Origin of the sequence: Meishania litoralis, assembly GCF_042611095.1 — a bacterium.
Lineage (GTDB): Bacteria > Bacteroidota > Bacteroidia > Flavobacteriales > Flavobacteriaceae > Meishania > Meishania litoralis.
In genome coordinates this window covers 879,493-905,189 of the sequence record NZ_JBHFPV010000002.1, presented here as the reverse complement: position 1 = coordinate 905,189, position 25,697 = coordinate 879,493, and the positions used below count along the sequence as shown (strand labels likewise).

At 43.2% G+C, this 25,697-nt stretch carries 26 protein-coding genes and 1 tRNA gene; 21 read left to right on the top strand and 6 right to left on the bottom strand.

Annotation, left to right across the window (positions count from 1 at the left end):
• Window positions 1-4 precede the first annotated feature (4 nt).
• Together ACEZ3G_RS13230 and ACEZ3G_RS13225 are read left to right on the top strand one after the other, a co-directional pair.
• Entirely contained in the window at window positions 5-829 is an 825-nt protein-coding gene (locus tag ACEZ3G_RS13230; protein ID WP_432425969.1) for a sugar phosphate isomerase/epimerase family protein, read from the top strand.
• Between the two features lie 99 nt (window positions 830-928).
• Entirely contained in the window at window positions 929-2,569 is a 1,641-nt protein-coding gene (locus ACEZ3G_RS13225) for a sulfatase family protein (RefSeq protein WP_432425968.1), read from the top strand.
• A gap of 1 nt (window position 2,570) precedes the next feature.
• On the opposite strand, the gene ACEZ3G_RS13220 is transcribed toward ACEZ3G_RS13225, so the two are convergent.
• Together ACEZ3G_RS13220 and ACEZ3G_RS13215 are read right to left on the bottom strand one after the other, a co-directional pair.
• On the bottom strand, window positions 2,571-4,349 hold the full coding sequence (locus ACEZ3G_RS13220) for an arylsulfatase (protein WP_432425967.1): 1,779 nt from the start codon (window positions 4,347-4,349) through the stop codon (window positions 2,571-2,573).
• A 152-nt stretch (window positions 4,350-4,501) separates the two neighbouring features.
• Window positions 4,502-5,626 carry a glycoside hydrolase family 130 protein gene (locus ACEZ3G_RS13215; RefSeq protein ID WP_432425966.1) on the bottom strand — a complete coding sequence of 375 codons (1,125 nt, stop codon included), beginning with the start codon at window positions 5,624-5,626 and terminating at the stop codon, window positions 4,502-4,504.
• Window positions 5,627-5,758: 132 nt separating this feature from the next.
• Here ACEZ3G_RS13215 and ACEZ3G_RS13210 point away from each other — a divergent pair, with 132 nt between their 5' ends.
• The 5 genes from ACEZ3G_RS13210 to ACEZ3G_RS13190 all read left to right on the top strand — a co-directional run bounded on the left by ACEZ3G_RS13210 (window position 5,759) and on the right by ACEZ3G_RS13190 (window position 8,846).
• A complete protein-coding gene (locus tag ACEZ3G_RS13210; protein ID WP_432425965.1) occupies window positions 5,759-6,469 on the top strand; it encodes a M15 family metallopeptidase in 711 nt (236 codons plus the stop codon).
• 17 nt (window positions 6,470-6,486) lie between these two features.
• Window positions 6,487-7,413 (top strand): alpha/beta hydrolase, encoded by a 927-nt coding sequence (locus ACEZ3G_RS13205; RefSeq protein ID WP_432425964.1) that lies wholly within the window; start codon window positions 6,487-6,489, stop codon window positions 7,411-7,413.
• A 231-nt stretch (window positions 7,414-7,644) separates the two neighbouring features.
• Entirely contained in the window at window positions 7,645-7,881 is a 237-nt protein-coding gene (locus tag ACEZ3G_RS13200) for a GIY-YIG nuclease family protein (protein ID WP_432425963.1), read from the top strand.
• A 4-nt stretch (window positions 7,882-7,885) separates the two neighbouring features.
• Window positions 7,886-7,959, top strand: a tRNA-Pro gene (locus ACEZ3G_RS13195).
• A gap of 122 nt (window positions 7,960-8,081) precedes the next feature.
• Window positions 8,082-8,846 carry a LamG-like jellyroll fold domain-containing protein gene (locus ACEZ3G_RS13190; RefSeq protein ID WP_432425962.1) on the top strand — a complete coding sequence of 255 codons (765 nt, stop codon included), beginning with the start codon at window positions 8,082-8,084 and terminating at the stop codon, window positions 8,844-8,846.
• 187 nt (window positions 8,847-9,033) lie between these two features.
• Here ACEZ3G_RS13190 and ACEZ3G_RS13185 read toward each other — a convergent pair whose 3' ends face one another.
• Both ACEZ3G_RS13185 and ACEZ3G_RS13180 read right to left on the bottom strand, forming a co-directional pair.
• Entirely contained in the window at window positions 9,034-9,705 is a 672-nt protein-coding gene (locus tag ACEZ3G_RS13185; RefSeq protein ID WP_432425961.1) for a hypothetical protein, read from the bottom strand.
• An 18-nt stretch (window positions 9,706-9,723) separates the two neighbouring features.
• On the bottom strand, window positions 9,724-9,927 hold the full coding sequence (locus ACEZ3G_RS13180) for a hypothetical protein (protein WP_432425960.1): 204 nt from the start codon (window positions 9,925-9,927) through the stop codon (window positions 9,724-9,726).
• Window positions 9,928-10,286: 359 nt separating this feature from the next.
• On the opposite strand from ACEZ3G_RS13180, the gene ACEZ3G_RS13175 reads away from it, so the two are divergent.
• The 14 genes from ACEZ3G_RS13175 to ACEZ3G_RS13110 all read left to right on the top strand — a co-directional run bounded on the left by ACEZ3G_RS13175 (window position 10,287) and on the right by ACEZ3G_RS13110 (window position 22,472).
• Window positions 10,287-10,436 (top strand): hypothetical protein, encoded by a 150-nt coding sequence (locus ACEZ3G_RS13175; RefSeq protein ID WP_432425959.1) that lies wholly within the window; start codon window positions 10,287-10,289, stop codon window positions 10,434-10,436.
• 437 nt (window positions 10,437-10,873) lie between these two features.
• Window positions 10,874-11,056: a hypothetical protein gene (locus ACEZ3G_RS13170; protein ID WP_432425958.1), complete on the top strand. Its 183-nt coding sequence runs from the start codon at window positions 10,874-10,876 to the stop codon at window positions 11,054-11,056.
• Window positions 11,057-11,094: 38 nt separating this feature from the next.
• A complete protein-coding gene (locus ACEZ3G_RS13165) occupies window positions 11,095-11,727 on the top strand; it encodes a Crp/Fnr family transcriptional regulator (protein ID WP_432425957.1) in 633 nt (210 codons plus the stop codon).
• A gap of 72 nt (window positions 11,728-11,799) precedes the next feature.
• On the top strand, window positions 11,800-13,539 hold the full coding sequence (locus tag ACEZ3G_RS13160) for a SulP family inorganic anion transporter (RefSeq protein ID WP_432425956.1): 1,740 nt from the start codon (window positions 11,800-11,802) through the stop codon (window positions 13,537-13,539).
• A 61-nt stretch (window positions 13,540-13,600) separates the two neighbouring features.
• Entirely contained in the window at window positions 13,601-15,016 is a 1,416-nt protein-coding gene (locus ACEZ3G_RS13155; protein ID WP_432425955.1) for an MBL fold metallo-hydrolase, read from the top strand.
• A gap of 135 nt (window positions 15,017-15,151) precedes the next feature.
• Window positions 15,152-16,561: an MBL fold metallo-hydrolase gene (locus ACEZ3G_RS13150; RefSeq protein WP_432425954.1), complete on the top strand. Its 1,410-nt coding sequence runs from the start codon at window positions 15,152-15,154 to the stop codon at window positions 16,559-16,561.
• A gap of 140 nt (window positions 16,562-16,701) precedes the next feature.
• The gene (locus ACEZ3G_RS13145; RefSeq protein WP_432425953.1) at window positions 16,702-17,370 is read left to right on the top strand and encodes a peroxiredoxin; all 669 of its coding nucleotides are present in this window, start codon (window positions 16,702-16,704) and stop codon (window positions 17,368-17,370) included.
• A 78-nt stretch (window positions 17,371-17,448) separates the two neighbouring features.
• The gene (locus tag ACEZ3G_RS13140; RefSeq protein WP_432425952.1) at window positions 17,449-17,793 is read left to right on the top strand and encodes a rhodanese-like domain-containing protein; all 345 of its coding nucleotides are present in this window, start codon (window positions 17,449-17,451) and stop codon (window positions 17,791-17,793) included.
• A gap of 72 nt (window positions 17,794-17,865) precedes the next feature.
• A complete protein-coding gene (locus ACEZ3G_RS13135; protein WP_432425951.1) occupies window positions 17,866-18,135 on the top strand; it encodes a heavy-metal-associated domain-containing protein in 270 nt (89 codons plus the stop codon).
• Window positions 18,136-18,221: 86 nt separating this feature from the next.
• The gene (locus tag ACEZ3G_RS13130; protein ID WP_432425950.1) at window positions 18,222-19,226 is read left to right on the top strand and encodes a Tll0287-like domain-containing protein; all 1,005 of its coding nucleotides are present in this window, start codon (window positions 18,222-18,224) and stop codon (window positions 19,224-19,226) included.
• 18 nt (window positions 19,227-19,244) lie between these two features.
• Window positions 19,245-19,928 carry an aspartate/glutamate racemase family protein gene (locus tag ACEZ3G_RS13125; RefSeq protein ID WP_432425949.1) on the top strand — a complete coding sequence of 228 codons (684 nt, stop codon included), beginning with the start codon at window positions 19,245-19,247 and terminating at the stop codon, window positions 19,926-19,928.
• 44 nt (window positions 19,929-19,972) lie between these two features.
• A complete protein-coding gene (locus tag ACEZ3G_RS13120) occupies window positions 19,973-20,611 on the top strand; it encodes a Crp/Fnr family transcriptional regulator (protein ID WP_432425948.1) in 639 nt (212 codons plus the stop codon).
• 184 nt (window positions 20,612-20,795) lie between these two features.
• Window positions 20,796-21,002: a YgaP family membrane protein gene (locus tag ACEZ3G_RS13115; protein WP_432425947.1), complete on the top strand. Its 207-nt coding sequence runs from the start codon at window positions 20,796-20,798 to the stop codon at window positions 21,000-21,002.
• A gap of 159 nt (window positions 21,003-21,161) precedes the next feature.
• Complete coding sequence (locus ACEZ3G_RS13110; RefSeq protein ID WP_432425946.1) at window positions 21,162-22,472, top strand: NAD(P)/FAD-dependent oxidoreductase; 1,311 nt, start codon at window positions 21,162-21,164, stop codon at window positions 22,470-22,472.
• A 153-nt stretch (window positions 22,473-22,625) separates the two neighbouring features.
• On the opposite strand, the gene ACEZ3G_RS13105 is transcribed toward ACEZ3G_RS13110, so the two are convergent.
• Together ACEZ3G_RS13105 and ACEZ3G_RS13100 are read right to left on the bottom strand one after the other, a co-directional pair.
• Window positions 22,626-24,926 (bottom strand): TonB-dependent receptor, encoded by a 2,301-nt coding sequence (locus ACEZ3G_RS13105; RefSeq protein ID WP_432425945.1) that lies wholly within the window; start codon window positions 24,924-24,926, stop codon window positions 22,626-22,628.
• Window positions 24,927-25,009: 83 nt separating this feature from the next.
• Complete coding sequence (locus ACEZ3G_RS13100) at window positions 25,010-25,387, bottom strand: hypothetical protein (RefSeq protein WP_432425944.1); 378 nt, start codon at window positions 25,385-25,387, stop codon at window positions 25,010-25,012.
• Window positions 25,388-25,697 lie beyond the last annotated feature (310 nt).

Genomic DNA, 25,697 nt, shown 5'->3' with positions numbered 1-25,697 from the left:
CATAATGAAGAAATTTACCGTAGTCATAATTCTTGCGGCTTTTGCAATGTCGTTGAACGCCCAAGAAGTAGGGTTGCAACTGTACAGCCTTCGCAATCAATTCAAGACCGATGTACCCGGCACGCTGCAATTGATCAACAGTTGGGGCATCACCAATTTGGAAGGCGGTGGAACGTACGGACTTGAGATGGATGAGTTCAAAGGCCTGCTCAAAAAAAACAACCTTGACGTAGTCAGTGTCGGTGCCGGATATGATGATCTGAAAGATGGAAATATCGATAAGATTATTGAAAATGCGAAAACTTTCGGTGCCAAATATGTCATGTGTGCATGGATTTCCCATGAAGGGAACAATTTCGATATTGCCAAGACCAAGGAGGCGACCGAAGTGTTCAATACGGCCGGGAAAAAATTGAAAGAAGCAGGCCTTACACTGGCCTATCATGCCCATGGTTACGAGTTCCGTCCTTATGAAGATGGTACTTTGTTTGACTATATGGCCAAAAATGCAAAGGATTTTGCCTTTGAAATGGATGTTTATTGGGTGCAGCACGGAGGTGAGGATCCCTTGGCTTTGTTGAACAAGTATCCCGATAAATTCGTTTTATTACATCTTAAGGATATGGAAAAGGGAGTGAAAGGTAACGATACCGGTCACGAAGATGTTGAGACCAATGTAGTGTTGGGCACAGGGCAGGTAGATATCGCCGGGGTCGTAAAAAGGGCCCAAGAACTAGGGGTAGTCGAATATATGTTCATAGAAGATGAATGCTCTAGAGTGGTAGAACAAGTGCCTCAAAGCCTTAATTTTCTTGAAGGCCTGGAATAATTTTGAAGCAAATTAGTTGAGAACCTCCCTTTTTTCTGAAGGGAGGTTTTTTGGTTTAATACCTTATCTTTAAGGGGTTCTCAATTTCAAAACATCATTATGTACAAACCGAAACTTGCCAATCTTTTGGGGGCGCTCTTCCTCCTATATATCTCATGCGCCGATAAAAAGCAGAACGAAAACTTGAATGAAAGCGAACTATCACGACCGAATATTATCTGGTTGGTGGCCGAAGACCAGTCCCCTGACTTTTTTCCGATGTATGGCGATAGCACTATTTCACTTCCGAACCTCGAAGCTTTGGCGAGTGATGGTGTCACCTTCACCAATGCCGTATCGCCCGTACCGGTTTGCGCTCCGGCCCGAAGCGCCCTCATTACGGGAATGTATCCAACGACCTTGGGAACCCATAATATGAGAACGTACACACCATCGCGCGAGGTGAACGAACCTTTGCTAGATAGCCTACCAAGTTACTCGCCGATAGTTCCGAACGGGGTACGGATGTTCACCGAATATTTGAGAAAAAATGGATATTACACGGCCAATGGTCCAAAGGAAGATTACAATTTCGAAAAAACGGATGCCGCTTGGGATGAAAGCGGTAAACAAAGGCATTGGCGAAAAAGAAAAGGAGGACAACCTTTTTTTACGGTCTTTAACTTTGGTGTAAGCCACGAATCACAAATTTGGAGTAGGGGGAAGGATTCCCTTTTTGTCGACCCCAAAGATGTGCCGGTTCCTCCCTATTTTCCCGATACTGATACCATTCGGCACGATATTGCGGTCAATTATAGCAATTTGAAACGGTTAGACGACCAGATCGGGGAAGTTATCGCGGATCTAAAAGAAGACGGACTTTACAAAAACAGTATCATCTTTTTCTATGGCGACCACGGCGGCCCTTTCCCACGACATAAAAGGTCATTAACCGATAGCGGGGTTAAAGTGCCTTTGATCGTTAAGTTTCCCGACAACGAAAACGCCGGGGGTATCGATGACCGCCTGATCAGTTTTATCGACTATGCGCCTACCGTACTTTCTTTGGCAGGTATCGAACCGCCAAAAGTGATTCAAGGGGCGGCACAGTTCGGAATATATGAAGCGGATAAAAAACCTGAGTACACGTTTCATTCCTCCGACCGTTTTGATGAATTCTACGATCGGGTACGTGCCGTACGATCCGAACGTTTTAAATACATCAAAAGCTATAACACCGAATTGCCGCATGCCATACCCAATTCTTATCGGGAGCAAATGCCCATGATGCGTGAACTGCGAAGGTTGTACGCCGCCGGAAAGTTGAATGATGAACAATCGATTTGGTTAAAAGCCCCCAAACCTGTCGAAGAATTGTACGATTTGCGCAACGACCCTTATGAGTTGAACAACCTGGCCGATGCCCCCGAGTTCAAAGATACGCTGCTGCACTATCGCAGAACCTTAGAAGATTGGATCAAAGAAACCAACGATTTGGGGCAATATGCTGAGAGGGACTTGTTAGCCAAATGGCTGCCAAATGGAGAACAACCAAAACTATCACCGTTGGAAGTGGAAGATAAAGAAGATGGTATTCGTCTAATTTCAAAAAAACCGGATGCTACCATTGTTTGGAAACAGCCCCAGGATTCTATTTGGAACGTTTATTCAAAACCTTTGCCGAAAGATATTTCTTTTGAGGCCAAGGCCGAACGGATCGGGTATGCCGATAGTGAAAAGCTGATTTATACGCAAAATTGAGTCACTCAATTCTCTTGAACATCAACAACCGCATGTCGATTCCTTCGTCCCCGTCCATTTTCAGGGTTTCTAGGGTAAGTTGATTTCTCCCTTTTCGAAGCTCGATTTTTCCCAAAATATGCGGTTTGAATGCTTTGACATACGATTCGATACGCGGATCGCGATCATTTTCCATTCCGGTTAACGGTGGGTCGTGGGCCTCTGTCACCACGGAAATCAAGGTACGCTCACCATGCGATAATTGAAGGGTAACCCCGGCATCTTTTGATTTTAGCGTGTAATGGAGTTCCACTTCGAATTTCCCGTCGGCCAACACTTCGACATCCCAGGTAATGGAATCGTTTACACTTTTCCAGTTCGTAAAAAAAGTATTGTTCGGGTGAATACTGCTACGTTCTATATTGCCATGAGGAATGCCATCACGCGCGGGAATCTGCGTATATACAAAATCGGGATGCCCCAAGGTTATGGGCCTATCATCCGTTTCACGGGTAAAGGCAATGATTTCGGCAAGCCAATGTTCTTTGACCTTCTTCAAAGAATCGGTCAGTTGTGGAAATTCTTGTGCCACGTCTTTGGCCTGCCCATGATCATCGACCATATCGTAAAGCCGGTCTTCTGCATCTAAACGGTACTGTTGCGTGCGCAGACTTGTCTTACCGTTCCAATGATTGAAAAGTATCCTATCTGTCCATTCCGGGTTTTCGTCAAAAATCAAGGGTGCAAGGTTCCTTCCGTCCAGCGGTTTTTGCGTTTTCGGAACGATACCCACGAGATTCGATAGGGTGGGCAACAGGTCCAAGGCGCTTCCTATCTGTTTTATTTTTTTGCCGGCGGGGATAGAATCCTTCCATTGAATGAAAAATGGGGTGCGCACTCCACCTTCGTCCGTAGACCCTTTTCTGCCACGCATACCTCCGTTCCAGCGCCAACCGTTGGGTCCATTGTCTGAAAGATAAATGATAATTGTGCTTTCTTCCAATTGCAGTTGCCTCAACTTGTTCATGATCCTTCCCACATTGTGATCGATGTTTTCGACCATGGCCAATGCCGCTCGTGTAAAATTCTCGTTTTCTTCCTCGTCTCCAAGATATTTCATCGCCAAATTTTTGTCCCTGAAGTTTTCCCAGTAAGCATCGGGAACCTGCATCGGACTATGGGGTGTGTTGAGTGGTAAATACAGAAAAAAAGGATTATCCCGATTCTTTTCCATAAAATCGATACCATGGTCGGTCAGGTCGTCAACCAAAAACCCCTTGCCTTTGACGATTCTACCATTATGCTCCAACATCGGACTGAAATAATTGCCCCAATGACCGGATGCGAACCCATAATAGTCATCAAAACCCCTAGAATTCGGGTGGTACGGTGGTTGCATGCCGTTGTGCCATTTGCCATAGGCGGCGGTTTCATATCCGGCCTGTTTCAAAAGTTCGGCAATGGTCGTTTCATTCAGGTTCATGCGTTCACCACCGACTGAAGTGCGATATACCCCTAAACGCCTTGCATAGCGCCCTGTGAGCAATTCGGCGCGTGTGGGCGAACATACCGGTTGCACATAAAAGTTTTCAAAAGTCGCCCCATTTTTCGCCAATGCATCGATGTTCGGGGTGCTGAGGTTGGTATTTCCATTAACGCCCAGATCGCCCCAACCCTGATCATCTGCCATGATCAGAACGATGTTTGGCTTAACCTGTGCAGGTATGGGTTTTTGCGTGTGTTCTTTGCAAGCAAAGAACAGCCCCACAAAAAGGGAAAGTATCGTTAAACCTGGCCGCATAAAACAAACTTTTTTTATCGATTTCAAACGAATATTGGAAAAATAACCGACCCATGCCCCTCAAACACTATCGACTGTTCACTCTTTTTTCATACGTCCTTTGAATCTCCACGTCACATTCACGCCCATGCCCCTCAAACACTATCGACTGTTCACTCTTTGACTGCCAACCCTACCATTGAATCGGCCGTGCCATAATATAAAAACCACCTGTTCTTAAAATAGACCAGCCCCTCGATAAAAGTTGTTCCGGCCTTGTATTGACCGCTGATTTCATGCGGAAGGCTAGGGCAGATAAAAGGGGTTTCAAGTCGGGCCAAAAACTTTTTGGGGTCGTTCTTATCAAAGAGTACTTGGCCACCACAGTATGTGCCCTCGGGATATTTTGTCGTTGCCCCTGCACCATTAAGGTTCTTGCCATTGTACAAAAGCAAGATTCCATTTTCGGTGTAGAGCGCCGGTGGCCCTGGTTCGGTGAGATGACTATCGAACTCGTTCAAGGTGGGCTCGAAAACATGTAGCAGTTCTCCTTCTTCATCGAGCAGGGGCGTCCAGTCGATACCATTTTCTGATTGGGCCAAATTGACAAATAGTTCGCCCCAGTACATCAGATACTTGCCGTTGATTTTTTTTGCCGTTAGCCTTCCGTCCACCAATTCGGTCACCACGGATCCCGATTTGCTCCAGACGTCCAAAAATTTACCATCGTATGCTTTTTGAAACACGGGCCCGTGTTTGGTCCACGTTCTCAAATCCTTAGAAGTCGCGCAAGAAAGTCGGGCAACGTCTTTGTTCCAGCTGGTATAGTGCATGATATAGGTGCCATTGGCAGTTTCTACAATACGTGGGTCTTCGATTCCGCCCGGCTGGTCCCATTTTGAAAATTCGTCATTATCCGGATATAGTACCGGTTCGGGATATTTTGTAAAATCGACACCATTGGTGCTGTAGGCCAATCCGATACGCGATGTTCTCCCGCCCAAGATAGCGGCAGGGTTGTCCTCGGCCCTAAAGAGCATAAATACGGTATCGTTTCTGACGATAACTCCAGGATTGAAAACATCGGCCTTTTGCCAGTGGACTTTCTTTTTGGTAACCGGGTCGGTAAAAATGGGGGTCGAATCGGCGGTCATTATCGGATTAACATCCGTTTTTTCAAAACCTAACATCCAAAAATCCTTCACATTTTTTTCGGTTGTTTGTACCTCGGTTTTCTGTTGTTTACAAGAAAAGCCGATTACAGAAATTACGATTAGGAGGGTAATTCTAAAATTCATAGGCTATATTCAAAAAGGATGGACAAATACCGGCATAAAATAATCATTTTATTATAGGTCGAGTCGGATTCTTAGGGATTTAAGCTTTTTAAAATTTAATTTGCGGTATCTTTTATATTTTTAGGATATTATATGACACGATATTGCTTAACCGCCTTCTTATTGTTCATTGCATTTGGATGCAGGCAAGAAACCTCTAAAAATGCAAGCGAAGGAACCCAGTCCGTTCAAAAAGTCGATTCGGCACGTATCAAAGGTACTGCGTCAAAGAAATTCAGAACTTTTGAAGGTCTGACCGATACTACATTTGTACGATTGGCCGACTTTAGTGATGGATTTGCCTTTGACATGCGCTATGCGACCGAAAATAATTTTTTAAAGGAAAAAGTTTATGATTGCGCCGAATGTTACACGCGGGTCAAGACCGTAAAGGCTCTGTTGAACGCCAATGCCGACTTTAGGAAAGCTGGGGTGAAAATAAAGTTTTATGATTGCTACCGCCCGAATTCGGTACAATACAAAATGTGGGAGATCGTGCCGAATCCGCAGTACGTCGCTAATCCTGAAAAAGGATCAATTCACAATAAGGGAGGAGCGGTCGATATAACATTGGTCACTTTGAAAGGCGAAGAACTTGACATGGGCACCGATTTTGATTTTTTTGGAAAGAGGGCCTATCACCATAATACCGATTTACCGCAAGAGATTCTCGATAATCGAAAACTCTTGAAAGAAACCATGGAAAAGCATGGGTTCTGGTCAACACGTACCGAGTGGTGGCACTATAATCTTCAAGGGGCGCACAAAGACCCTGTGGCCAATTTCAAATGGGAGTGCGAATAGTAACTAAAACAATCGCGATGAACTACAAAAAGAAGTTTAAATTATCCTTGTTAGGATCTATACTAGTTACTTTTATGATAAATGCGCAAGATGCCATCATTCCCTTATGGCCTAACGACAAGATTCCGAATAGCATAGTATCTGATGAAAAAGAAGAGGTTATTTCCGAAGATATTGTGAGGATTGCCAAAGTGCAGCAACCGACCATCGAAGTATATCTACCGGCAAAGAAAAATGCCACGGCAGAGGCCATGCTGATTTTTCCAGGTGGTGGTTACGGTATTTTGGCCTATGACTGGGAGGGTACCGATATCGCTAAATTCTTGAACGGAAAGGGAATAGCGGGCATCGTGGTAAAATATCGTTTGCCCTCAAGTGTGTCGCAGACAGAAAAGCATAATGTACCCTTGATCGATGCGCAACGGGCGATACGGCTGGTGAGGAGCAAGGCATCTGAATTTCATATAAATCCCACTAAAATTGGAATTATCGGATTTTCCGCGGGAGGTCACTTGGCCTCGACTCTGGGCACCCATTTTGACGAAAAAGTATACGAACCGGTGGATGAAATAGATACGCTGACCGCTCGCCCCGACTTTATGGCTTTGGGATATCCTGTAATCACTTTCGGTAATTCGACCCATAGTGGATCCAAAAAGAATCTATTAGGGGAAAACCCCAGTTCTGAAATGGTCGAACATTTTTCAAATGAGAAACAGGTGACCGAAAAAACGCCCCCAACGTTTATAATACATGCAACCGATGACATGGGCGTACCGGTCGAGAATAGTCTACTTTTCTTTCAGGCATTAAAAGATAAGGGGGTTTCAGCGACTATGCATATTTATCCCGAAGGAGGCCATGGCTTTTCATTGGCGAGGGAAAATGTGCATTTACGCGGTTGGACCGAAAGAATGTTCGAATGGATCGAAAGTTTGAGGTAGTTTATCTTTTTCGAAAAAGATTGATGGTAGTACAGTTAACTTTTATATTTTTGCAATCCGATTTCGGGATGTAGCCCTTCGACTACGCTCAGGATAAACTGCACTACGATGCGGTTTTTTCTAGTCGAAAAACTGCAAAGCAAACCTATATTTGGTTTTTTAAACTCTATTTCGGGATGTAGCGCAGTCCGGTAGCGCATCCCGCCTTAGGCGGGATGGTCGCAAAGGAGTATGGAATATGAGGTTTACATATTGTTCAGTGAAAAACTGGGGCGATATTATTGCGGGCAGACCGATAACCTTACGAAACGTTTTGCCACTCACAACAGTGGAGGCAAAAAATATACGTCTAAGGGAATTCCCTGGAAATTGATCAAATCATTTCCGGTTGAAAGTAGGTCCAAAGCGATAGAGCTGGAGCGAAAGATTAAAAAAAGAGGTATCGAACGATACCTAGATGAAAATTAATTTTCGGGATGTAGCGCAGTCCGGTAGCGCACACGGCTGGGGGCCGTGTGGTCGCAGGTTCAAATCCTGTCATCCCGACGAACCACTTTTCAAGTGGGTAGCAAAGCACTGTCAACTGACTGATTGATAGTGCTTTTGTTTTTACTGGATTCATCTGATATCATCGGAAATATAAGGGTTGAATATTAAAATTTTAAAATATGAGACAGTTATTGATTTTGATTTTAACAAGCTGCTTGCTTTCATGCGCAACAACCAATGAGTCCGAACCATTGGCCTTTTGGGATTTTAGTACGGATAATTCTTTGGTTAGTGAAGGACAGGTTAATTATAAGTTGACCAAAGCCAATGAGTTGGTAACTTTCAAAAAGGATGAAACCACCAGCTATCTCAATATAGAAGAAGGAGGATATCTGTACATACCAAGAAAAGATTGCCCCGCTTTGGATTTTCATGGCGACAATTCCAAATTTACCATTGTGGCCAAAATTAACCGACGAGAAAAATCATACGAACAATGTGAAGCCATTGCAGGAATGTGGAACGAGACCCGAAAGAAACGCCAATATTACCTGTTTTTGAACCTTTTGCAAAAAGAGAGCGGTGACCAAGTCTGTGGGCACGTTTCCTATGTGGGCGGCCCCACTCCAGGACATAAATGGGCCATGGACGCTTCCATTGGAAAAACACCAATTGAATATGGTGATTGGGTGACCGTTGCTTTCAGCTTCGATGGCACATATGCCAAGTCCTACTTAAATGGAAAATTGGACAAACGGGAAGGGCTCAACCCTTACAAGTTTGAATATCAGATTTATGATGGGGGAGAGGACGGCTCTGATTTTACGGTAGGTGCAGTAGATAGATTGGGCGAAATTGGAAATTTCTTTGTTGGCGGAATCGCAAAATTGGCCGTTTATGATAGGGCCCTTTCGAATGAAGAAATCGCCAAGTTAAACCTATAGGACGGTAGATTTATTTCTCTGGGTCAAAACTTACAAAACTTTGATAAAGTGCCGTATTGGGGCAAAATTCTAAATCAGTTCCTGACCATTCATGAAAAAAGGGTCGGACGTTAAATAAAGTCCAACCCCTGTTTATCTGAAGTTACACACTTAGTGGGATAGTGTCCACACTTAACGCGATAGTATTCTATTCTATCGGTTTTGCAATTTCCTCGATTTCTTCGGTCTTCTTCTTTATTTTTTCCCTGCCCTTCTTGATAATATCTTCCAGTTCATTCAATTTTTCCTCGGCCTTTGTTATTTTTTCCTCTTTTTCAGTCAGGATTTCTTCATCGACCGTCTTCTCTTGACGCTGCTGTTCGACTCTTTCACGGGCATTTTTTATTTTCTCCCTTCCCTTTTTGACCATTTCTTCTTTCTCGCGAAAACTTCTATCGGTTTCCTCGGCTTTTTCCTTGGCCATAGCTGCACGATATTGCCCGAACTCGCGGCCGGTCATATCGCCTTTATCCTTTCCGTATGCATGGCCTTTGCCTGTTTTTTTCTTGAATTCTTCGTTCTCCTTGACCCTCTTGGGACCATCAAGGTCAGCGGTTGCATCGTCGGCTTCCGCCTTAGCTTCCTTCTTCAATTCCCTTTCCTCTTGTTTTAGGGCCTTCTCTTCTTCCCGCAACTCCTTTTTCAGCTCTTTGGCCTCTTTCTTACTTTCCCTGATATCCGCCTCCTTCTCCTTGATTTTTTCTTTCTTTTCCTTTATTTCGGCTTTTTTCTCCTGTGATTTTCCCTGGGCCTGCAACGAAGTGCAAAATAAGCCTGATATTAATAGAGCCAGAGCAATCGATTGTATAGTATTTTTCATCTTGGTCATTGCTTAAAATTATATGTTATCCAATTCTTGCAAAGCCTCTTCGACATCATTGGCTTTTTTTTCAAGTTCTTCCGACGTTTCGTCAATAGCTTTTTCAACTGACTCGATCTTATCAAGTGTTTCGCTCAATTCTTGCTGTTCGTCAGCGGTTTCTTTGCAGGATATGATTCCTGTAAATAGCAGACAAATAGCCCACATGCCGATTTTCTCCATAATGTTTGTTTTTATGATTAGTACCCCAAAAACGATGAAAATGATATTAAATTGTCTGATTTTGTTGGATTGACGGCCTATACCATAGGGCGGCTTTTGGTCAAGTTGGTTTTTGTACGGTCCCATTACAGGTGCCGAACCTATATTATACCATTGGAAAAGTTCTTAAAACCACGGTCCGGGCAATTATCTTAGAACCTGTGCCGATAAAGACTTTTCTTATAATTGTTATGGATTTTTTATCTGTTCTTTAAAGTATTTATCCAAGTATGCCAATTGATGTATTGTTTATCATCCTGACCCACAATATTTTTTGAAGAAGAGCATTATTGTGCTTAGACCGGACTAACCATTACATTATGCACAAAATCGAGATAAAAGGTTCTTCAGAGGATCTGCAGAGAATTTCAATATTTCTTGACAATAACTACATAAAGTACGACATAGTCGATGATAGGCAAGATTCTATTCTTGAAGAAATCGAGGGCACTATTGATTGGCCTTTTTGACTGTTGAGATCTTTTTTTTATCGTACAGATCTTAATTAATGATTCTTTAAAACCGCCTCACCTGTAATTTCGTAGGTATTTTTGAAATATCTATCTTTTGCTATTCTTCTGAACCAAAAATGTGAGGGCGTTATTATTTCATAGGCTCTTGGTTGCCATCTCATAATCGCACCGGGCAAGTTCGTTGAAAACCCAAATATGTAACCTTTGTTACCGAATCGAATGGCTTGAAGGTTTATTTTTGATTTAAAATTGATCGGAATGTCCGGTAAGGGTTCAAAACTTTACTGTATGTTTTTTTTAAAATTTCAGCGATGCCATAAAGGGGCTTTTTTAGAGGCCAATCCCTATAATTTGGGTAAATTTAACACGGTGAAAAGAAATCGCCCAAATGCGGACTTGAATACAGTACCGAGCCTAATTTAAATTATGGTTCTATGTATGTTTCGTATGCGGTCATAATTGCCGTTGCGGTAGCCATCTATGTGCTTACCCGTTTGTTGGGCCTTGATTTCGGCCCTTTGCAACTTTTTGCTACGATAGTTACGGGCCTTGTTTTGTCAATGCCCTATACTGGAGCCGTTTCAAAATCGATATGGGCCGACTTTTTTCAAATATAATAAGGCCCCATGGCCGATGCCATAAAATAGAACTTTGCATGATACAGGAATTAAAGGAAGGTTACGGACACGTTTTTGAGGATGCCTTGATCAACGAGATTCTGCAGGTGGGTACTTTTAAGGAAATTCCCGAGGGTTTCAAATTGATGGAAATAGGACATTACGTAAAGGCAATGCCCCTTTTGGTTTCGGGCGCCATCAAAGTATATCGTGAAGACACTGACGGTAATGAGCTCTTGCTCTACTATTTAGAAAAGGGCGATACCTGTTCGATGACCTTGACCTGCTGTATGGGCGACGCCAAAAGTGAAGTGCGGGCGGTTGCCGAAACGGATGCGAAACTGATTATGATACCTGTTCATAAAATGGAGGAATGGACGGCAAAGTATAAATCTTGGCGAAATTTTGTTTTTGAGAGCTACCACGGTCGATTAAATGAACTATTGAATACTTTGGATAGTATCGCTTTTGACAAAATGGATATGCGCTTGGTAAGCTACCTCAAGGAAAAGGCAAGGATAAACAAAGGGGATATCGTTCACAATACCCATCAAGAGATCGCCTATGAACTTCATAGCTCGCGTGTCGTAATTTCACGATTGTTGAAAAAGCTCGAACAAATGGGCAAGATCGAGCTTCACAGAAACTACATCAAACTGCTGCAATTATAGGGTTTTTATCTGTAACCAATGTTACTGTATATGTGCATATGGCCATGTATTTTTGTTATTAAATCCCTTTAAATGTCCAAAAGCTATTTGCCTATTTTACAGTGGCTTCCGAACTATAAAAAATCTTATCTATCAGGTGATATCGGTGCCGGACTTACCGTGGGTATCATGTTGGTTCCGCAAGGTATGGCCTATGCGATGATCGCCGGCCTACCGCCTGTTTTCGGACTTTATGCTTCTCTGGTTCCACAAGTGATATATGCGATTATGGGCACATCGCGCCAGTTGGCCGTGGGGCCCGTCGCCATGGATTCGCTTTTGGTAGCATCTGGCCTTGGCGCCCTTGCACTTTCAGGTATCGATGAATATATTGCCATGGCCGTTTTTTTGGCCTTGTTCATGGGAACGATCCAGTTGGGTTTGGGATTGTTACGTATGGGCTTTTTGGTCAATTTTTTGTCTAAACCGGTAATTAGTGGATTTACCTCTGCCGCGGCCATTATCATTGGGCTAAGCCAGTTAAAACATCTATTGGGCACTTCAGTTGAAAGCAGCAATCAAATACATATTCTATTGAAGAATGCTTTCACCACGATTACCGACACGAATATGATTACCTTGGGTATCGGTATAATAGCGATCGTTCTTATAAAGACCATCAAGAAGTTTGGCAAACGAATTCCGGCGGCCTTGATCGTAGTGGTATGCGGTGTTTTGGGGGTCTATTTTTTCAACCTTGGCGATGTAGGTGTAAAGATTGTAGGCAATGTACCCAGTGGTCTGCCATCCTTTGAACTACCTGCCACAGGCTTTTCGAGAATTTCCGAATTGCTGCCCATTGCACTTACCCTTGCTTTGATAGCCTTTATGGAAGCCATTTCGGTGGCAAAGGCCGTTGAGGAAAAACATATTGATTACATCGTTGACCCCAACCAAGAGCTCATCGCTTTGGGAGCCTCGAATATTGTTGGGTCTTTTTTTCATTCGTACCCAGTGACCGGAGGATTTTCAAGAACTGCGGTCAATGATCAGGCAGGTGCTAAAACGGGAATTGCCCCATTGGTAAGTGCACTTGTGGTGGCGCTCACGCTGATGTTCTTAACGCCTTTGTTCTATTATTTGCCCAATGCGGTCTTGGCTGCAATCATCATGGTAGCCGTTTTCGGATTGATCGATTTTAAATATCCCGTTCAATTGTTCAAAAACCGTAGGGATGAATTCTTCCTTTTGATCGCTACGTTCTTGATCACCCTTATCGTTGGTATCAAAGAAGGCATTTTATTGGGCGTTCTGATTTCGTTGCTATTGCTTGTCTATAGAACCTCAAGGCCCCATATGGCCATATTGGGCCGAATACGGAATACCGACTATTTTAAGAACGTGGCACGTTTTCCGGAAGATACCGAGACCTTCGAAGAGTATTTGATCGTACGTTTCGATGCACAGCTCTATTTTGGCAATAAAGAGTATTTTAAAAAGGAATTGTTGAAGCAACTTGATAGCAAGGGTGCCGAAGTAAAATATATCATCCTGAATGCAGAGTCCATTAACTATATTGATAGTAGTGCGGTCCATATGTTACGTCAGCTAATCGCTGAACTAAAGAGCAGGGGAGTAAAACTGGTCATTGCCGGGGCGATAGGCCCGACCCGTGATATCTTTCATAGTAGCGGATTGATCAACGATATAGGGAAGGAAAATTTCTTTGTCAAGACCAACGAAGCTTTTGAACATTGTAGGGCATTAAGTTGCAAAACGGCCATCGAAGAGAAAATAGCGCTACAGACAAAGAAATCCGCTTATGTAACATAAGTAACTGTACGGTAGTAATTTCTAGATTATTTTTAACGGATAAACCATAAAATACGTAACCATGAAAATAGAACAGATTTATACAGGATGTTTGGCCCATGCCGCCTATTACATCGAAAACAATGGTGTAGCAGCGGTTTTTGATCCTTTGAGGGAAGTACAACCGTATTTGGATAGGGCAAAGAAAGACAATGCCAAAATCAAGTACGTTTTTGAGACCCACTTTCATGCCGATTTCGTAAGTGGTCATCTTGACCTTAGAAAAAAGGCAGGTTCCCAAATTGTTTTCGGGCCGGGTGCCAAACCCGCTTATGAGGCCATTACGGCCGAAGACGGACAGCTTTTCGAGGTGGGAGATTATAAGGTAAAGGTAATACATACCCCGGGCCATACCATGGAAAGTACGACGTATCTGCTTATCGATGAAAATGGCAAAGAACACGGAATAATCACCGGGGATACCCTTTTTATTGGTGATGTTGGGCGGCCCGACCTTGCCCAGCACGTGGTTTCGGAACTGACCGAGGAAAAATTGGCGGGGCATCTTTATGATTCACTCCGTAATAAGATCATGCCGCTCAGCGATGATTTGATCGTATATCCCAATCACGGTGCCGGATCGGCCTGTGGGAAAATGATGAGCAAGGAAACGACCGATACCCTTGGAAATCAGAAGAAGGTAAATTATGCGTTAAGGGCAGATATGACCAAAGAAGAGTTTATTAAAGAACTGTTGACGGGCCTTACTACACCTCCGGGATATTTTCCCCAAAATGTTTTGATGAACATAAAAGGTTATGAAAGCCTAGATAAGATAATGGACCGTGCGACCACGGCTTTTTCCCCCGAGGCATTTGAGGCTGCCGCCAATGAGACAGGGGCCCTGGTACTCGATACAAGGGATGCCCAAGATTTTGCAAAAGGCTTTATTCCCAATAGTATCAATATTGGTTTAGAGGGTAGTTTTGCACAATGGGTCGGTGAAATGATTCCCGATGTAAAACATGAAATACTGCTGGTCACTTATCCCGGAAAAGAGGAGGAGGCCATTACCCGACTATCAAGGGTGGGTTACGACAACACCCTAGGTTTTCTGAAGGGAGGTTTTGACTCATGGAAGAAAGCAGGAAGGGGTTACGAAAATGCCGACCGTATTACGGTGAAGGAATTCGAAAAGGCCATGTCAGATGAAAAACCGCTGATAATCGATGTACGCAAGAAAAGTGAGTTCGATTCCGAGCATGTCGTCGGCGCGATAAATGTTCCTTTGAACCAGATCAATCAGAATCTGGCCCAATTTCCAAAAGACAGGCCGTTCATATTACATTGTGCTGGGGGGTATCGAAGTATGATTGCCGCCTCTATACTCAAGCAAAGAGGTTGGAATGATTTTGTCGATGTCATCGGCGGCTTTGACGAGATTGCCAAGACAGATATCCCTAAATCGGAATACATCTGTCCGACTACACTGCTGTAGTCGTCAAAACTTAAATATTATCAAAAAGAGACCTGGCAGATCGCTACAGGTCTCTTTTGTGTAATAATATGTAACCAATGTTACTTTCTTGCCCGGTGATATTTCATAAATTTACATCGATTAACACCTATGTAAATGAAAATAGAGCAAATTTATACCGGATGCTTGGCGCAGGGGGCTTACTATATCGAAAGTAAAGGTGAGGTCGCAATTATCGACCCACTTCGCGAGATAAAACCTTATATCAACCGTGCCAAACGCGATGATGCCAAGATCAAGTATATTTTTGAGACCCATTTTCATGCCGATTTCGTAAGCGGACATGTGACTTTGGCCAAGGAGACCGGTGCCCCTATCATCTATGGGCCGAACGCTAACCCTTCTTTTGAAGCCATTACCGCTGAAGATGGCCAAGAGTTCAAATTGGGCGAGGTTACCATTAAGGTATTGCATACACCTGGTCATACGATGGAGAGTACTACCTATCTTTTAAAGGATAAGGGTGGTAAAGACCATGCCATCTTTAGTGGTGACACATTGTTTCTTGGCGATGTAGGCCGACCCGACCTGGCCCAGAAAATGGGCGAATTGACGGAAAGGGATTTGGCAGGTATGTTGTACGATAGCCTGCGCGAAAAAATAATGCCCCTAGCTGACGATATTATCGTTTATCCCGCCCATGGAGCAGGTTCTGCCTGCGGAAAGAATATGATGAAGGAAACGGTAGATACCCTTGGCAATCAAAAGAAAATGAACTATGCCTTGCGTGCCGATATGACCAAAGAAGAGTTCATCGATGAAGTTACTGAAGGCCTGCTTCCGCCACCCCAATATTTTCCTTTGAACGTTAAAATGAACAAAGAAGGGTATGACGACATTGCCGATGTTCTGAAAAGAGGAACCCGTGCACTTTCACCAAAGGCGTTCGAAGCTGCGGCAAATGAGACCGGGGCCGTTGTATTGGACGTGCGCCATCAGGCCGATTTTGTCAAAGGTCATATTCCGCGTTCCATTTTTATCGGATTGAACGGCGATTTTGCGCCGTGGGTCGGTGCATTGATCGCCGATGTAGAGCAACCCATATTGTTGGTGGCCCCACAAGGAAGCGAAGAAGAAGCGGTGACCCGACTTTCACGTGTAGGCTTTGACAACACATTGGGGTACCTTGAAGGAGGTTTTGAAGCTTGGAAAGAGGCATCTATGGAATATGACACGGTAAGCCAGATCAGCGCCGATGACCTGAGGGAAGTGCTGGAAACCGAAAAAGTACCCGTTTTCGATGTTCGAAAAGAAAGTGAATATAAGTCTGAACATGTATTGGGGGCCAACAATACACCTCTTGATTATCTGAACGACCATTTGACCGAATTCCCCGATAACAAACCTTTTTATGTACACTGTGCCGGGGGATACCGAAGCGTTATCGCTTCATCGATGTTGAAAAGTAGGGGCATACACAACCTTATTGATGTAACGGGAGGCTTCAATGCCATGAAGGAAGCAAATCTACCCGTTTCCGAATATATATGTCCATCGACGCTTTAGAAAGAACCTTTGGTTTTGGGCATATATGACAAGTCTTGTCGACACCGCCAATTTTGTACTTTGTTTAACATAACTGTGTAACCTAGGTTACTGTGCTTTCGATAATACGATACTACCTTTATCGTATGAAAATTTAAAATATGGAAACTACAGATAATACAAACACAGCGACAATGCCGAGAATCGGGGATCAAGCTCCCGATTTTGAGGCGATTACCACAAAAGGAAAGATGAAGCTATCCGATTTCGCAAAGGATAAATGGATAGTCATGTTTTCACATCCCGCCGATTTCACGCCGGTATGTACCACCGAAATGAGTGGTTTCGCGAAAAGAAAAAAAGAATTCGATGCCATGAACACCGAATTGTTAGGATTGAGCATTGACAGTGTGCACGCCCATTTGGGATGGGTCAGTAACGTAAAGGAAAAAACGGGTGTATACTTCGATTTTCCGATTATTGCCGATCTCGATATGAAAGTGGCAAAACTATATGGCATGCTTCAGCCCAATGAAAGTGAGACCGCTGCGGTACGGGCCGTATTCTTTATCGACCCCGCTAAAAAGATACGGTTGATCATGTACTACCCGTTGAACGTAGGTCGAAATATGGACGAGATACTTCGGGCTTTGGAGGCTTTGCAGACTTCGGATAAATACAAGGTAGCGATGCCTTTGGATTGGAAGAAAGGTGATAAGGTCATCGTACCTCCGCCAAAGACCTTGGAAGAAATGGATGCCAGAATGAAGGACGATACCATTGAGTTGGTCGACTTTTACTTGGCAAAGAAAGAATTAAACTATAATTGATTGGTTGGTTGATTCAGGAAATGGCCTGTTTGAAATAGGCCGTTTCCTTTTCATTGAACATTCCATAAAAAATAAAATATGTCATTTTTCAGCACACTTTTTGGTTCAAAAAAAGAAACCTCCGATAAGATTTCCGTTTTGGACAAGAATGCCTATGCACGGGCCATTTCGGGCAACAAAGTACAATTGGTCGACGTGCGCACTGCCATCGAATACAATAGTGGCCATATCAAAAATGCGGTCAATATCGATTTTTTCAATGCGGCGAATTTTCAGAAATCCTTTGAAAAACTGAACAAGGATAAACCGGTATACGTCTATTGCCGTTCAGGGGCGAGAAGTTTTAAGGCTGCCAAAAAGTTGGTCGATATGGGCTTTGCACAAATTTATGATTTACAGGGCGGTTATATGAAATGGGGATAAAATAGAAGTAAGTAGCTCTTCAATGGAAAGCCTATTTTGAAGTTGATCGAAGTAAAACAAAACAATTGAACGATGAAAGAATCTGTAATAGTTCAAAATCTTAAATGTGGTGGATGTGCCAAGACCATAACTTCAAGAATATCTGAATTGGAAAACATTTCCGATGTTTCCGTTGATGTGGAAACGTCAACGGTTTCCTTTGTTCATAGCAATATGAACGATGCGCTTGTAGTGAAAGATAGGTTGAAATCACTGGGTTACCCATCTATAGACGATAAAAATTCCGTAGCGGCCAAAGCCATCTCTTTTGTCAGTTGTGCGACCGGTAAACTGGCGAAATAAGAAAAGAACGTAGTGGCCAACCCGACAATTATCAGGATTCTAAATTTTGTAATTGATTCATAATCAAGTTATTGATAAAAATTTAAATGATGAAAAAAGGCATCCTTTTATTGGCGATACTAGGTATGTTCGGTTGTAAGGACAAGGCTAAAACCATACCACTAGATACGGCTTCTGAAAAAGAGGTTGCACAATCCGGGGAGGAACATCCTGGTAAAAAAATCATGGAGACCGAATGTTACCTATGCCATAATCCCAAGGCATCGCAGGCAAGTATGATAGCTCCCCCCATGATAGCCGTCAAAAAGCACTACATCGATGACAACACGACAAAAGAAGAATTTATCGAATCATTGATTCTGTGGATCAATGATCCCGAAGCGCCGTCAAAAATGCCGGGCGCGCAGCAAAGATTCGGTAAGATGCCATATCTGCCTTATCCAAAGGAAACCATTACCCAAATTGCCGAATACATTTATGACCATGAAATCGAGGAACCGGAATGGTTCAGTGCCCATTTTGAAGAAGAGCACGGTAATGGAAATGGAAGGGGTATGGGAAAAAATCGTAAGCATGCATCCGACGAAGTTGAAAACGATCTTTCCGATATCGGTCTTGGTTATGCCTTGGCGACCAAAGCTGCCCTGGGAAAAAATTTGATGAAGGCCATCAATGAGAAAGGAACCGTAGGCGCTATTGAATTCTGTAATATGGAAGCCATGAAATTGACCGACAGCATGTCGGTCATGAAAAACGCCATAATAAAAAGGGTTTCCGACAAGCCTAGAAATCCTAAAAATAGGGCTGTGCAAGACGAATTGGACTACATCGCTTACTTTAAGAAAGTGGTTGCTTCCGGTGGTGAAATCGAACCCATAATTCATCCTAACGGTGACGAGGTCAACTTTTACTATCCGATCACTACCAATACCATGTGCCTGCAATGCCATGGAAAGCCAAACGAACAAGTTAATACCGAAACGTTGGCTACATTGAAAAGCCTATATCCCGATGACATGGCCACAGGTTATGATGTAAACGAGGTTCGGGGTATTTGGGCCATTGCCTTTGACGCAGAAGCTGGGGAATAATCGCAAAATTTATCCTTGATGAGAACACTGGGTATGATCGGCGGCACCTCATGGCATTCGACAATAGTCTATTATCGAATGATCAACGAACTGGTGGGTGCCGAAATCGGTACGCAGGGTAACCCACCCTTGATTATACACAGTATCAATATTGAATTGATGCGCGAACAGAATCGCGAAAAAATCAATGCGAAATACCTTGACGTAGCGCAGAAATTACAAACTGCCGGGGCCGAGGCCATTCTTATATGTGCCAATACACCGCATATGGCCTACGAGTTCGTACAACCGAAATTAGATATCGCTATTCTTCATATCGCCGATGCCGTAGGTAAGTCGGCCGAAAGACAAGGTCTTAAGAAACTTGGGTTATTGGGTAATCGACCGACGATGACAGGAAATTTTATTCCGGATATTTTATGGAAGAATTACGATATCGAAACGATCATTCCTGAAAATCAATACATTGGACAAGCGCATGATTTTGTTTCCAAAGAACTGACCCGAGGGCAGTTTACGGCCAAGGCAAAAGCGTTTTTTCTTGACCAGATAGAAAAGCTTCGCGTGCGTGGCGCCGACGGTATAATCTTGGGGTGTACCGAATTGCCGATATTGATCAAACCGGAAGAAGTGGACTTGCCTACCCTTGCAACGACCGACCTTCACGCCCAGATGGGGGCTTCCTTTATTTTAGGAAACTAAAAAGTTATCTAATATCCGGTTGTTTCTTTATCTTTAAGCAAAAAGTGATAGGCAAAGTATTGGATCTTCATTTTCCTGAATTGGCAAGAATGCCACTTCTTAAGGAAGAACTGATTTCGGCGAGCCAGGTACGTAACTTCAAGGCAGGGACCGTAATCCTTAAACAAGGTGAATATATTAGGGCGATACCCCTTTTGATTTCCGGATTGGTAAAGGTATTTAAGGAAGAGAGTACAAGCGGTGGTGAAGTTCTTTTGTACTATATCAAACCGGGCGAAAGCTGTGCAATATCTTTGGCTACCCTACTCCGAAATGGTCAAAGTCAGGTAAAGGCGGTTATCGAAGAAGATGCAGAAGTTGTTGTTGTTTCGGGCGAGAAAGTACTGGCCATGGTCAACAACCATCCTAAATGGAATGAATTTGCCTATGATCTCTTTAACGAAAAATTCGAAGAATTGCTCCATGTAATCGAAGTGCTGACTTTCGCTAACAAGGACATTAGACTTCTGGATTATCTGCGGAAAGAGGCTAATCTGAAAAAAAGCAATACCCTGCACACGACCCATCAACATATTGCCGATGAACTTGGATCATCTCGAGAGGTCATATCTCGGTTATTGAAAAAGCTTGAAAATCAAGGATTTGTGATATTAAAACAAGGGACCATTGTTTTAGTTGAATAAACTTGAACAAAAAATTCGCCGGTTGTAACAATTGTCACAAGGGTTGTCTTGTTTTATTTTTAATTTGTGATATGAATATGAACAAAGGTATAAAGCTTTTGTTGATATGCCTTATATGCATAGGCATTGTGACAAGCATTGTTCTATTTGTCCAATTTTTTAATACTAATTAAAACCACATATTATGAAAAAAAACATGGGAGGAGCGGATCGTACCATCCGCATAATAGTTGCTTTGGTCGTTGCCGCCCTATATTATTTTAAGGTTATAGATGGCACTTTGGCCTATGTATTGTTGGCATTGGCGGCCATATTTTTGCTGACGAGTTTTGTCAGTATTTGTCCGTTATATTCCATATTCGGGATCAACACATGTAAGGTTAAGCAATAATTTAAGTGTGATCGAATTTCGATAAAGGCCTGTTCCAGTGTTTGGAACAGGCCTTTATCGTTTAGGTTCCTGCCTTTTTGATCAAACTTGTGTAACCAATGTTACAAAAATGCCGATCATTACTATTTATATTTAACATATTCAAAAAAGAAAGCAACAATGAGCTCACATCATCAAATACTTATTATCGGAGGAGGCACCGCGGGAATTATGGTGGCCGCACAGCTTATCAGGCAAAAAAATGCGAAGGACGTTGCCATCATAGAACCGGCGGATACGCACTATTATCAACCTGCATGGACTTTGGTAGGTGCCGGAGCGTACGATTATGACAAAACGGCAAGGCCCATGTCTTCGGTAATGCCAGATGGTGCCAAATGGATAAAGGACAAAGCAACAGGTCTTGATCCAGAAAACAATAGGGTGCGTACGGCGAACAATGGCGACATCACATACGATTACTTGGTGGTAGCACCAGGATTGACATATGATTTTAGCCTGGTTCCGGGTTTGGGTGAGGCAATGGACAAAGGTGTGGTCTGTAGCAACTACACAGATCCTAAACATACTTGGGAGGTCATCAAGAATTTCAAAGGGGGCACGGCGTTATTTACGCAACCCACAACACCCATTAAATGTGGCGGGGCACCACAGAAAATAATGTATTTGGCCGAAAGTCATTTTAGGAAGAGCGGTGTACGAAAAAAGACCGATGTCGTGTTCGCCACCGGGGGTACGGTTATTTTCGGGGTAAAAGAAGTAGCCGAAACGCTGATGAAGGTGGTCGATAGAAAAGATATCAATTTAAGGTTTCATCATAAGCTTGTGGCCGTTGATGCCGAAAAACAGATTGCATGGTACGAAATGGGCAAGGACATCTCGGCAGGCGGATGTGTGGTGATTACTGGCGAAGAAGGTAACGAATTGCAACTGGATGAAACATTCCAATACAATTACAAAGACGTAAAAGTTACGGTGGATGGCAATCGATATGGTATTCACTATGACATGATGCACACGGCTCCCCCGTCGGTGGCACCTAAGTTTGTACAAGATTCGCCCTTGGTCAATAATGCGGGTTGGTTGGATGTGGACCATAAGACCATGCAGCACAATAAGTTCCCCAATGTATTTGGTCTGGGCGACGTTGCGGCGTTGCCCACGGCCAAAACAGGTGCTGCCATTCGCAAGCAGGTGCCGATCGTGGTCGACAATCTAGATTTGTTGGTCAATGCGAACCACAGGGGCAACAAAGCCTACAATGGGTATTCTTCATGTCCGCTTGTAACCGATTATGGAAAAATGGTGCTGGCGGAATTTGATTACCATAACAATTTTACCCCAGATCCAAAGTTGAAACGCATGTTGATTTCTGATTCTTCAAAGGAACATTGGCGTCTATGGATGCTTAAAAAATACGGACTACCCTATTTATATTGGAACAAAATGATGAAGGGGCAAGATGTATGACGAACTAGACAAAGGGTAAGATTTGAAAAGACGATACGATTCGGTATCGTCTTTTTTTATAAATTTATAAACCTTGTTTCTAAGGGCCTATGAAACGAACAAAAGTCTTTTGAAATGAAAAACCAATGGGGCTTTTGGCCCCATTGGTTTTGTTTAGAATTTGTATTGCAAAAAGGCGGATAAATTCCTTCCGGGGTCATTTATGGGAATCCTGTCGAAATTAGCTTGATTGTTGAAAGCAAAATTAAGATGGTTGTTATAAGATTCGTCCAAAACGTTCAACGCCGCCACACCAAGGGTCAATTTTTTAAACGGTACGACTCCAAGCCGTAAATCCAATATTTGGTACCCCGGTGTTGACCGTTCACCGAATGAAAGTGCAATGTTATCTTGCCTGGAAGTTATGGTGTAATTGGCATTTACCCAAAATCTATCCCTTTTGTAGCCAAGTTTGAACCGGCTCGTCAAGGGCGCAGCCAAAGGCAAAGATTCATTAAGGTCTTTGTTCTTCGCATAAACGTATGCGATTTCGGTCATAAAGTTGAAGTTGTTATAAAAATCGAACCCTGCCATGACCTCAAATCCAGTTTTGTAGGCTTCGTCCAAATTGCGGAAAACCTTTGGGTTCACGGGTTGCTGTGTCGGCATGAATTTTCGCGTCTGGGTTTCATCGATAACGGCTACGATATAATTCTCGTAGAACGAATAATAAAAAGACGTTCCGTAATTGAACCTATCCGAATTATTGTTGGACAAGGGCAGCGACCCTTTGAAGCCGATTTCGAACTGATTGTTGACTTCGGCATCGAGTTCAGGGTTGCCGATGTATTCATAAGCATCTTGCCCGACCGTAAAATGGTTGATGACCCTTTCGATCATGTTGGCCGACCGAACACCCCTTCCAAAGGCCATTTCCATGATAAGCCGTGTTGATGGAACATATTTGACCGATACGGTGCCGCTAACATTGTGCTCTGTACGTTTATCCAAATCAGGATACATAGCTTGAAAATCGGCCTCGGGATCTTTGATTTCTGAAGTAACATTATCATATCGCAGACCTGCGGTCAACATCGTCTTTTCGGTTAAAGGGTATTTGCTTTCTGCGAAAACCCCGATATCGTTGATATACGAATCTTGCCAGACCTTATCGGTAAATTCCATAGGCATGGGCAAGGGTCCCACGGCATTGCGTTTGACCAAACGGGTACGTTGCCCGTCCCTCGCTATATGCAGCACATCCACACCCGAATAAAGGGAAAGTTTCTCGTTTGGCCTCAACTTGAATTCGACTTTTCCGCCAGCGGTGGTCGCATCAATGGCCGAAAGCGCATCGACCATCATAAAGCTTGGTCTTCTTGTGTTGCTCATAATATGGTCTACATAGCTGTAATAGACCTTGACCTCAACATTATTGACCAGCCCGCTCAAACCTGTTAACTTATAGTCTAAAGAGAGAATACTGCTATTGTCTTCATCGGTATCCATGGGCAAGCCAGCATGTAGAACATCGCGCCCGTATGATTGCCTCCAATGGGCCTGTAGGCGTTGGTGCGGTGTAAAATTATAGGCTGCTTTTACCCCGTAATCAAGACTACGGAAAGAAGAAGGGATTTCGGTGCCATCGCCATCTTCATAATTGCCAAAATCGCGAAAACCGACATTTCCGACAATATCATAATTCTCTGTGGCCTGTTGTAATCGCGCCATTGATACGATAGAATTCCCATTGCTTTCGTACCCGGCGTTGACGCTGCCGTGAAGTCCAAAATCCGCTGCTTCGGGCTTTTGGGTGACCATATTAATAATGCCACCGAAAGTTGCCCCATAGCGTACGGTATAGGGCCCTTTGATGATTTCGATTTTCTCGATTTCCTCAGGTATGACATGGGTGGTAACGGGATCCATTCTATTGGGGCATGCATGCATGGCCTTCGTGCCCCCATCGAATTGAACGTTCAATTGTTCGTATTGTGCCGCCCTAAAGCTTGGGTCGATGGCATAGTTGCCACGCTTTATCAATGAAAACCCATTGATGTCATTGAAGAGGTCGGCAACATTTCTGGGTTGTACGATTTTTTCCACGTAATCGTTGGTTTCCATGGTCAGCACGGGATCCGTTTTGGCATTCCCGGTCACCATTATCCCGTCTATTGAAATGGGAGCTTTTTCCATCAGAAAAACAATACGCACGTCACTTGGTCCGACCTTTTGTTGCAATGTTTTGTATCCTACAAAAGAAATGTTCAAAGTTATAGCTACCTCTGAGGGCATTTCAATTTCGAAATTTCCATCACTATCGGAATAAGCGGCCAGTCCCTTTTCGGTCGAGATATGTGCCCCTATTAAAGGTTCATTGTTCGTTTTGTCAACTATTCGCCCTTCAAACTTTTGTGCGTTGACCAGATGCACCCATAGCAACGCCATGAGTGCCCCAATATATTTTAGGTTCATTTTTAAATTCGTTTAATTATACATAGAAGTAGTGCCAGAACACATAAATGAAGTGCCAGGCCAAAATGAATTCGAAAAAATCCCTAAAGTCGGGGAGGGTGGGTTACACGATCGATAAAATTGAAATCATATAGATTTCGGTATTGAAGAAAGTTTGGATCAGAGGTATTGAGTTGTAAAAATAGCACCGAAAAAAATGCTGTCACAAACAATACGGTCTCATTTTTTAGCCAATCAAGGTTTATGGGCATACGCTCGTCTTCGGCTTTTTGCATGAGCATTTGCGAAAGTGCGCACTTACCATCACAATTTAGTTCGGGTCTCGCCTTGTTTTCACAAAAACGCTCCACGAAATCTTCGGTAAAGAGTGCATAATAGCCGATAGTCCCTGTAATTTTTAAGCTACCGGCCAAAGTAATCATAACAAAAAAAGCCGATATGGCCAGATTTGAGATCTTCATGGCACAAAGATAGTTCCGGCAAATAATCCAAAAGGTGACTTTGGTCATGTATTAATAATGAAGTTGGTAAACTTTTTCCAATCGCCAGAATGATAGAGAAGGTTCTCATACCATCTGAAAGATATATTTTCAAATGAAAGTCCATTGCTTGGGCGCTACTGTGCCCTCAGAACTAGAAAATATATGACTTGATTTTTTAATGATGGTTGTTGAAAAGGCACTCTTGTGATGGGGGTGCCTTTATTGTTTTTGCGGATTTCTTTGCGCCAATAGAGATTGAAATCGTTGCCTTTTGCCTGAATGGATGGAC

What these genes read in the sequence shown, in the direction of transcription:
- ACEZ3G_RS13230 (WP_432425969.1), top strand. Translation starts at nt 5, where the DNA reads ATGAAGAAATTTACCGTAGTCATAATTCTTGCGGCTTTTGCAATGTCG.
- ACEZ3G_RS13225 (WP_432425968.1), top strand. Translation starts at nt 929, where the DNA reads ATGTACAAACCGAAACTTGCCAATCTTTTGGGGGCGCTCTTCCTCCTA.
- ACEZ3G_RS13220 (WP_432425967.1), bottom strand. Translation starts at nt 4,349, where the DNA reads ATGCGGCCAGGTTTAACGATACTTTCCCTTTTTGTGGGGCTGTTCTTT.
- ACEZ3G_RS13215 (WP_432425966.1), bottom strand. Translation starts at nt 5,626, where the DNA reads ATGAATTTTAGAATTACCCTCCTAATCGTAATTTCTGTAATCGGCTTT.
- ACEZ3G_RS13210 (WP_432425965.1), top strand. Translation starts at nt 5,759, where the DNA reads ATGACACGATATTGCTTAACCGCCTTCTTATTGTTCATTGCATTTGGA.
- ACEZ3G_RS13205 (WP_432425964.1), top strand. Translation starts at nt 6,487, where the DNA reads ATGAACTACAAAAAGAAGTTTAAATTATCCTTGTTAGGATCTATACTA.
- ACEZ3G_RS13200 (WP_432425963.1), top strand. Translation starts at nt 7,645, where the DNA reads ATGGAATATGAGGTTTACATATTGTTCAGTGAAAAACTGGGGCGATAT.
- ACEZ3G_RS13190 (WP_432425962.1), top strand. Translation starts at nt 8,082, where the DNA reads ATGAGACAGTTATTGATTTTGATTTTAACAAGCTGCTTGCTTTCATGC.
- ACEZ3G_RS13185 (WP_432425961.1), bottom strand. Translation starts at nt 9,705, where the DNA reads ATGAAAAATACTATACAATCGATTGCTCTGGCTCTATTAATATCAGGC.
- ACEZ3G_RS13180 (WP_432425960.1), bottom strand. Translation starts at nt 9,927, where the DNA reads ATGGAGAAAATCGGCATGTGGGCTATTTGTCTGCTATTTACAGGAATC.
- ACEZ3G_RS13175 (WP_432425959.1), top strand. Translation starts at nt 10,287, where the DNA reads ATGCACAAAATCGAGATAAAAGGTTCTTCAGAGGATCTGCAGAGAATT.
- ACEZ3G_RS13170 (WP_432425958.1), top strand. Translation starts at nt 10,874, where the DNA reads ATGTATGTTTCGTATGCGGTCATAATTGCCGTTGCGGTAGCCATCTAT.
- ACEZ3G_RS13165 (WP_432425957.1), top strand. Translation starts at nt 11,095, where the DNA reads ATGATACAGGAATTAAAGGAAGGTTACGGACACGTTTTTGAGGATGCC.
- ACEZ3G_RS13160 (WP_432425956.1), top strand. Translation starts at nt 11,800, where the DNA reads ATGTCCAAAAGCTATTTGCCTATTTTACAGTGGCTTCCGAACTATAAA.
- ACEZ3G_RS13155 (WP_432425955.1), top strand. Translation starts at nt 13,601, where the DNA reads ATGAAAATAGAACAGATTTATACAGGATGTTTGGCCCATGCCGCCTAT.
- ACEZ3G_RS13150 (WP_432425954.1), top strand. Translation starts at nt 15,152, where the DNA reads ATGAAAATAGAGCAAATTTATACCGGATGCTTGGCGCAGGGGGCTTAC.
- ACEZ3G_RS13145 (WP_432425953.1), top strand. Translation starts at nt 16,702, where the DNA reads ATGGAAACTACAGATAATACAAACACAGCGACAATGCCGAGAATCGGG.
- ACEZ3G_RS13140 (WP_432425952.1), top strand. Translation starts at nt 17,449, where the DNA reads ATGTCATTTTTCAGCACACTTTTTGGTTCAAAAAAAGAAACCTCCGAT.
- ACEZ3G_RS13135 (WP_432425951.1), top strand. Translation starts at nt 17,866, where the DNA reads ATGAAAGAATCTGTAATAGTTCAAAATCTTAAATGTGGTGGATGTGCC.
- ACEZ3G_RS13130 (WP_432425950.1), top strand. Translation starts at nt 18,222, where the DNA reads ATGATGAAAAAAGGCATCCTTTTATTGGCGATACTAGGTATGTTCGGT.
- ACEZ3G_RS13125 (WP_432425949.1), top strand. Translation starts at nt 19,245, where the DNA reads ATGAGAACACTGGGTATGATCGGCGGCACCTCATGGCATTCGACAATA.
- ACEZ3G_RS13115 (WP_432425947.1), top strand. Translation starts at nt 20,796, where the DNA reads ATGAAAAAAAACATGGGAGGAGCGGATCGTACCATCCGCATAATAGTT.
- ACEZ3G_RS13110 (WP_432425946.1), top strand. Translation starts at nt 21,162, where the DNA reads ATGAGCTCACATCATCAAATACTTATTATCGGAGGAGGCACCGCGGGA.
- ACEZ3G_RS13105 (WP_432425945.1), bottom strand. Translation starts at nt 24,926, where the DNA reads ATGAACCTAAAATATATTGGGGCACTCATGGCGTTGCTATGGGTGCAT.
- ACEZ3G_RS13100 (WP_432425944.1), bottom strand. Translation starts at nt 25,387, where the DNA reads ATGAAGATCTCAAATCTGGCCATATCGGCTTTTTTTGTTATGATTACT.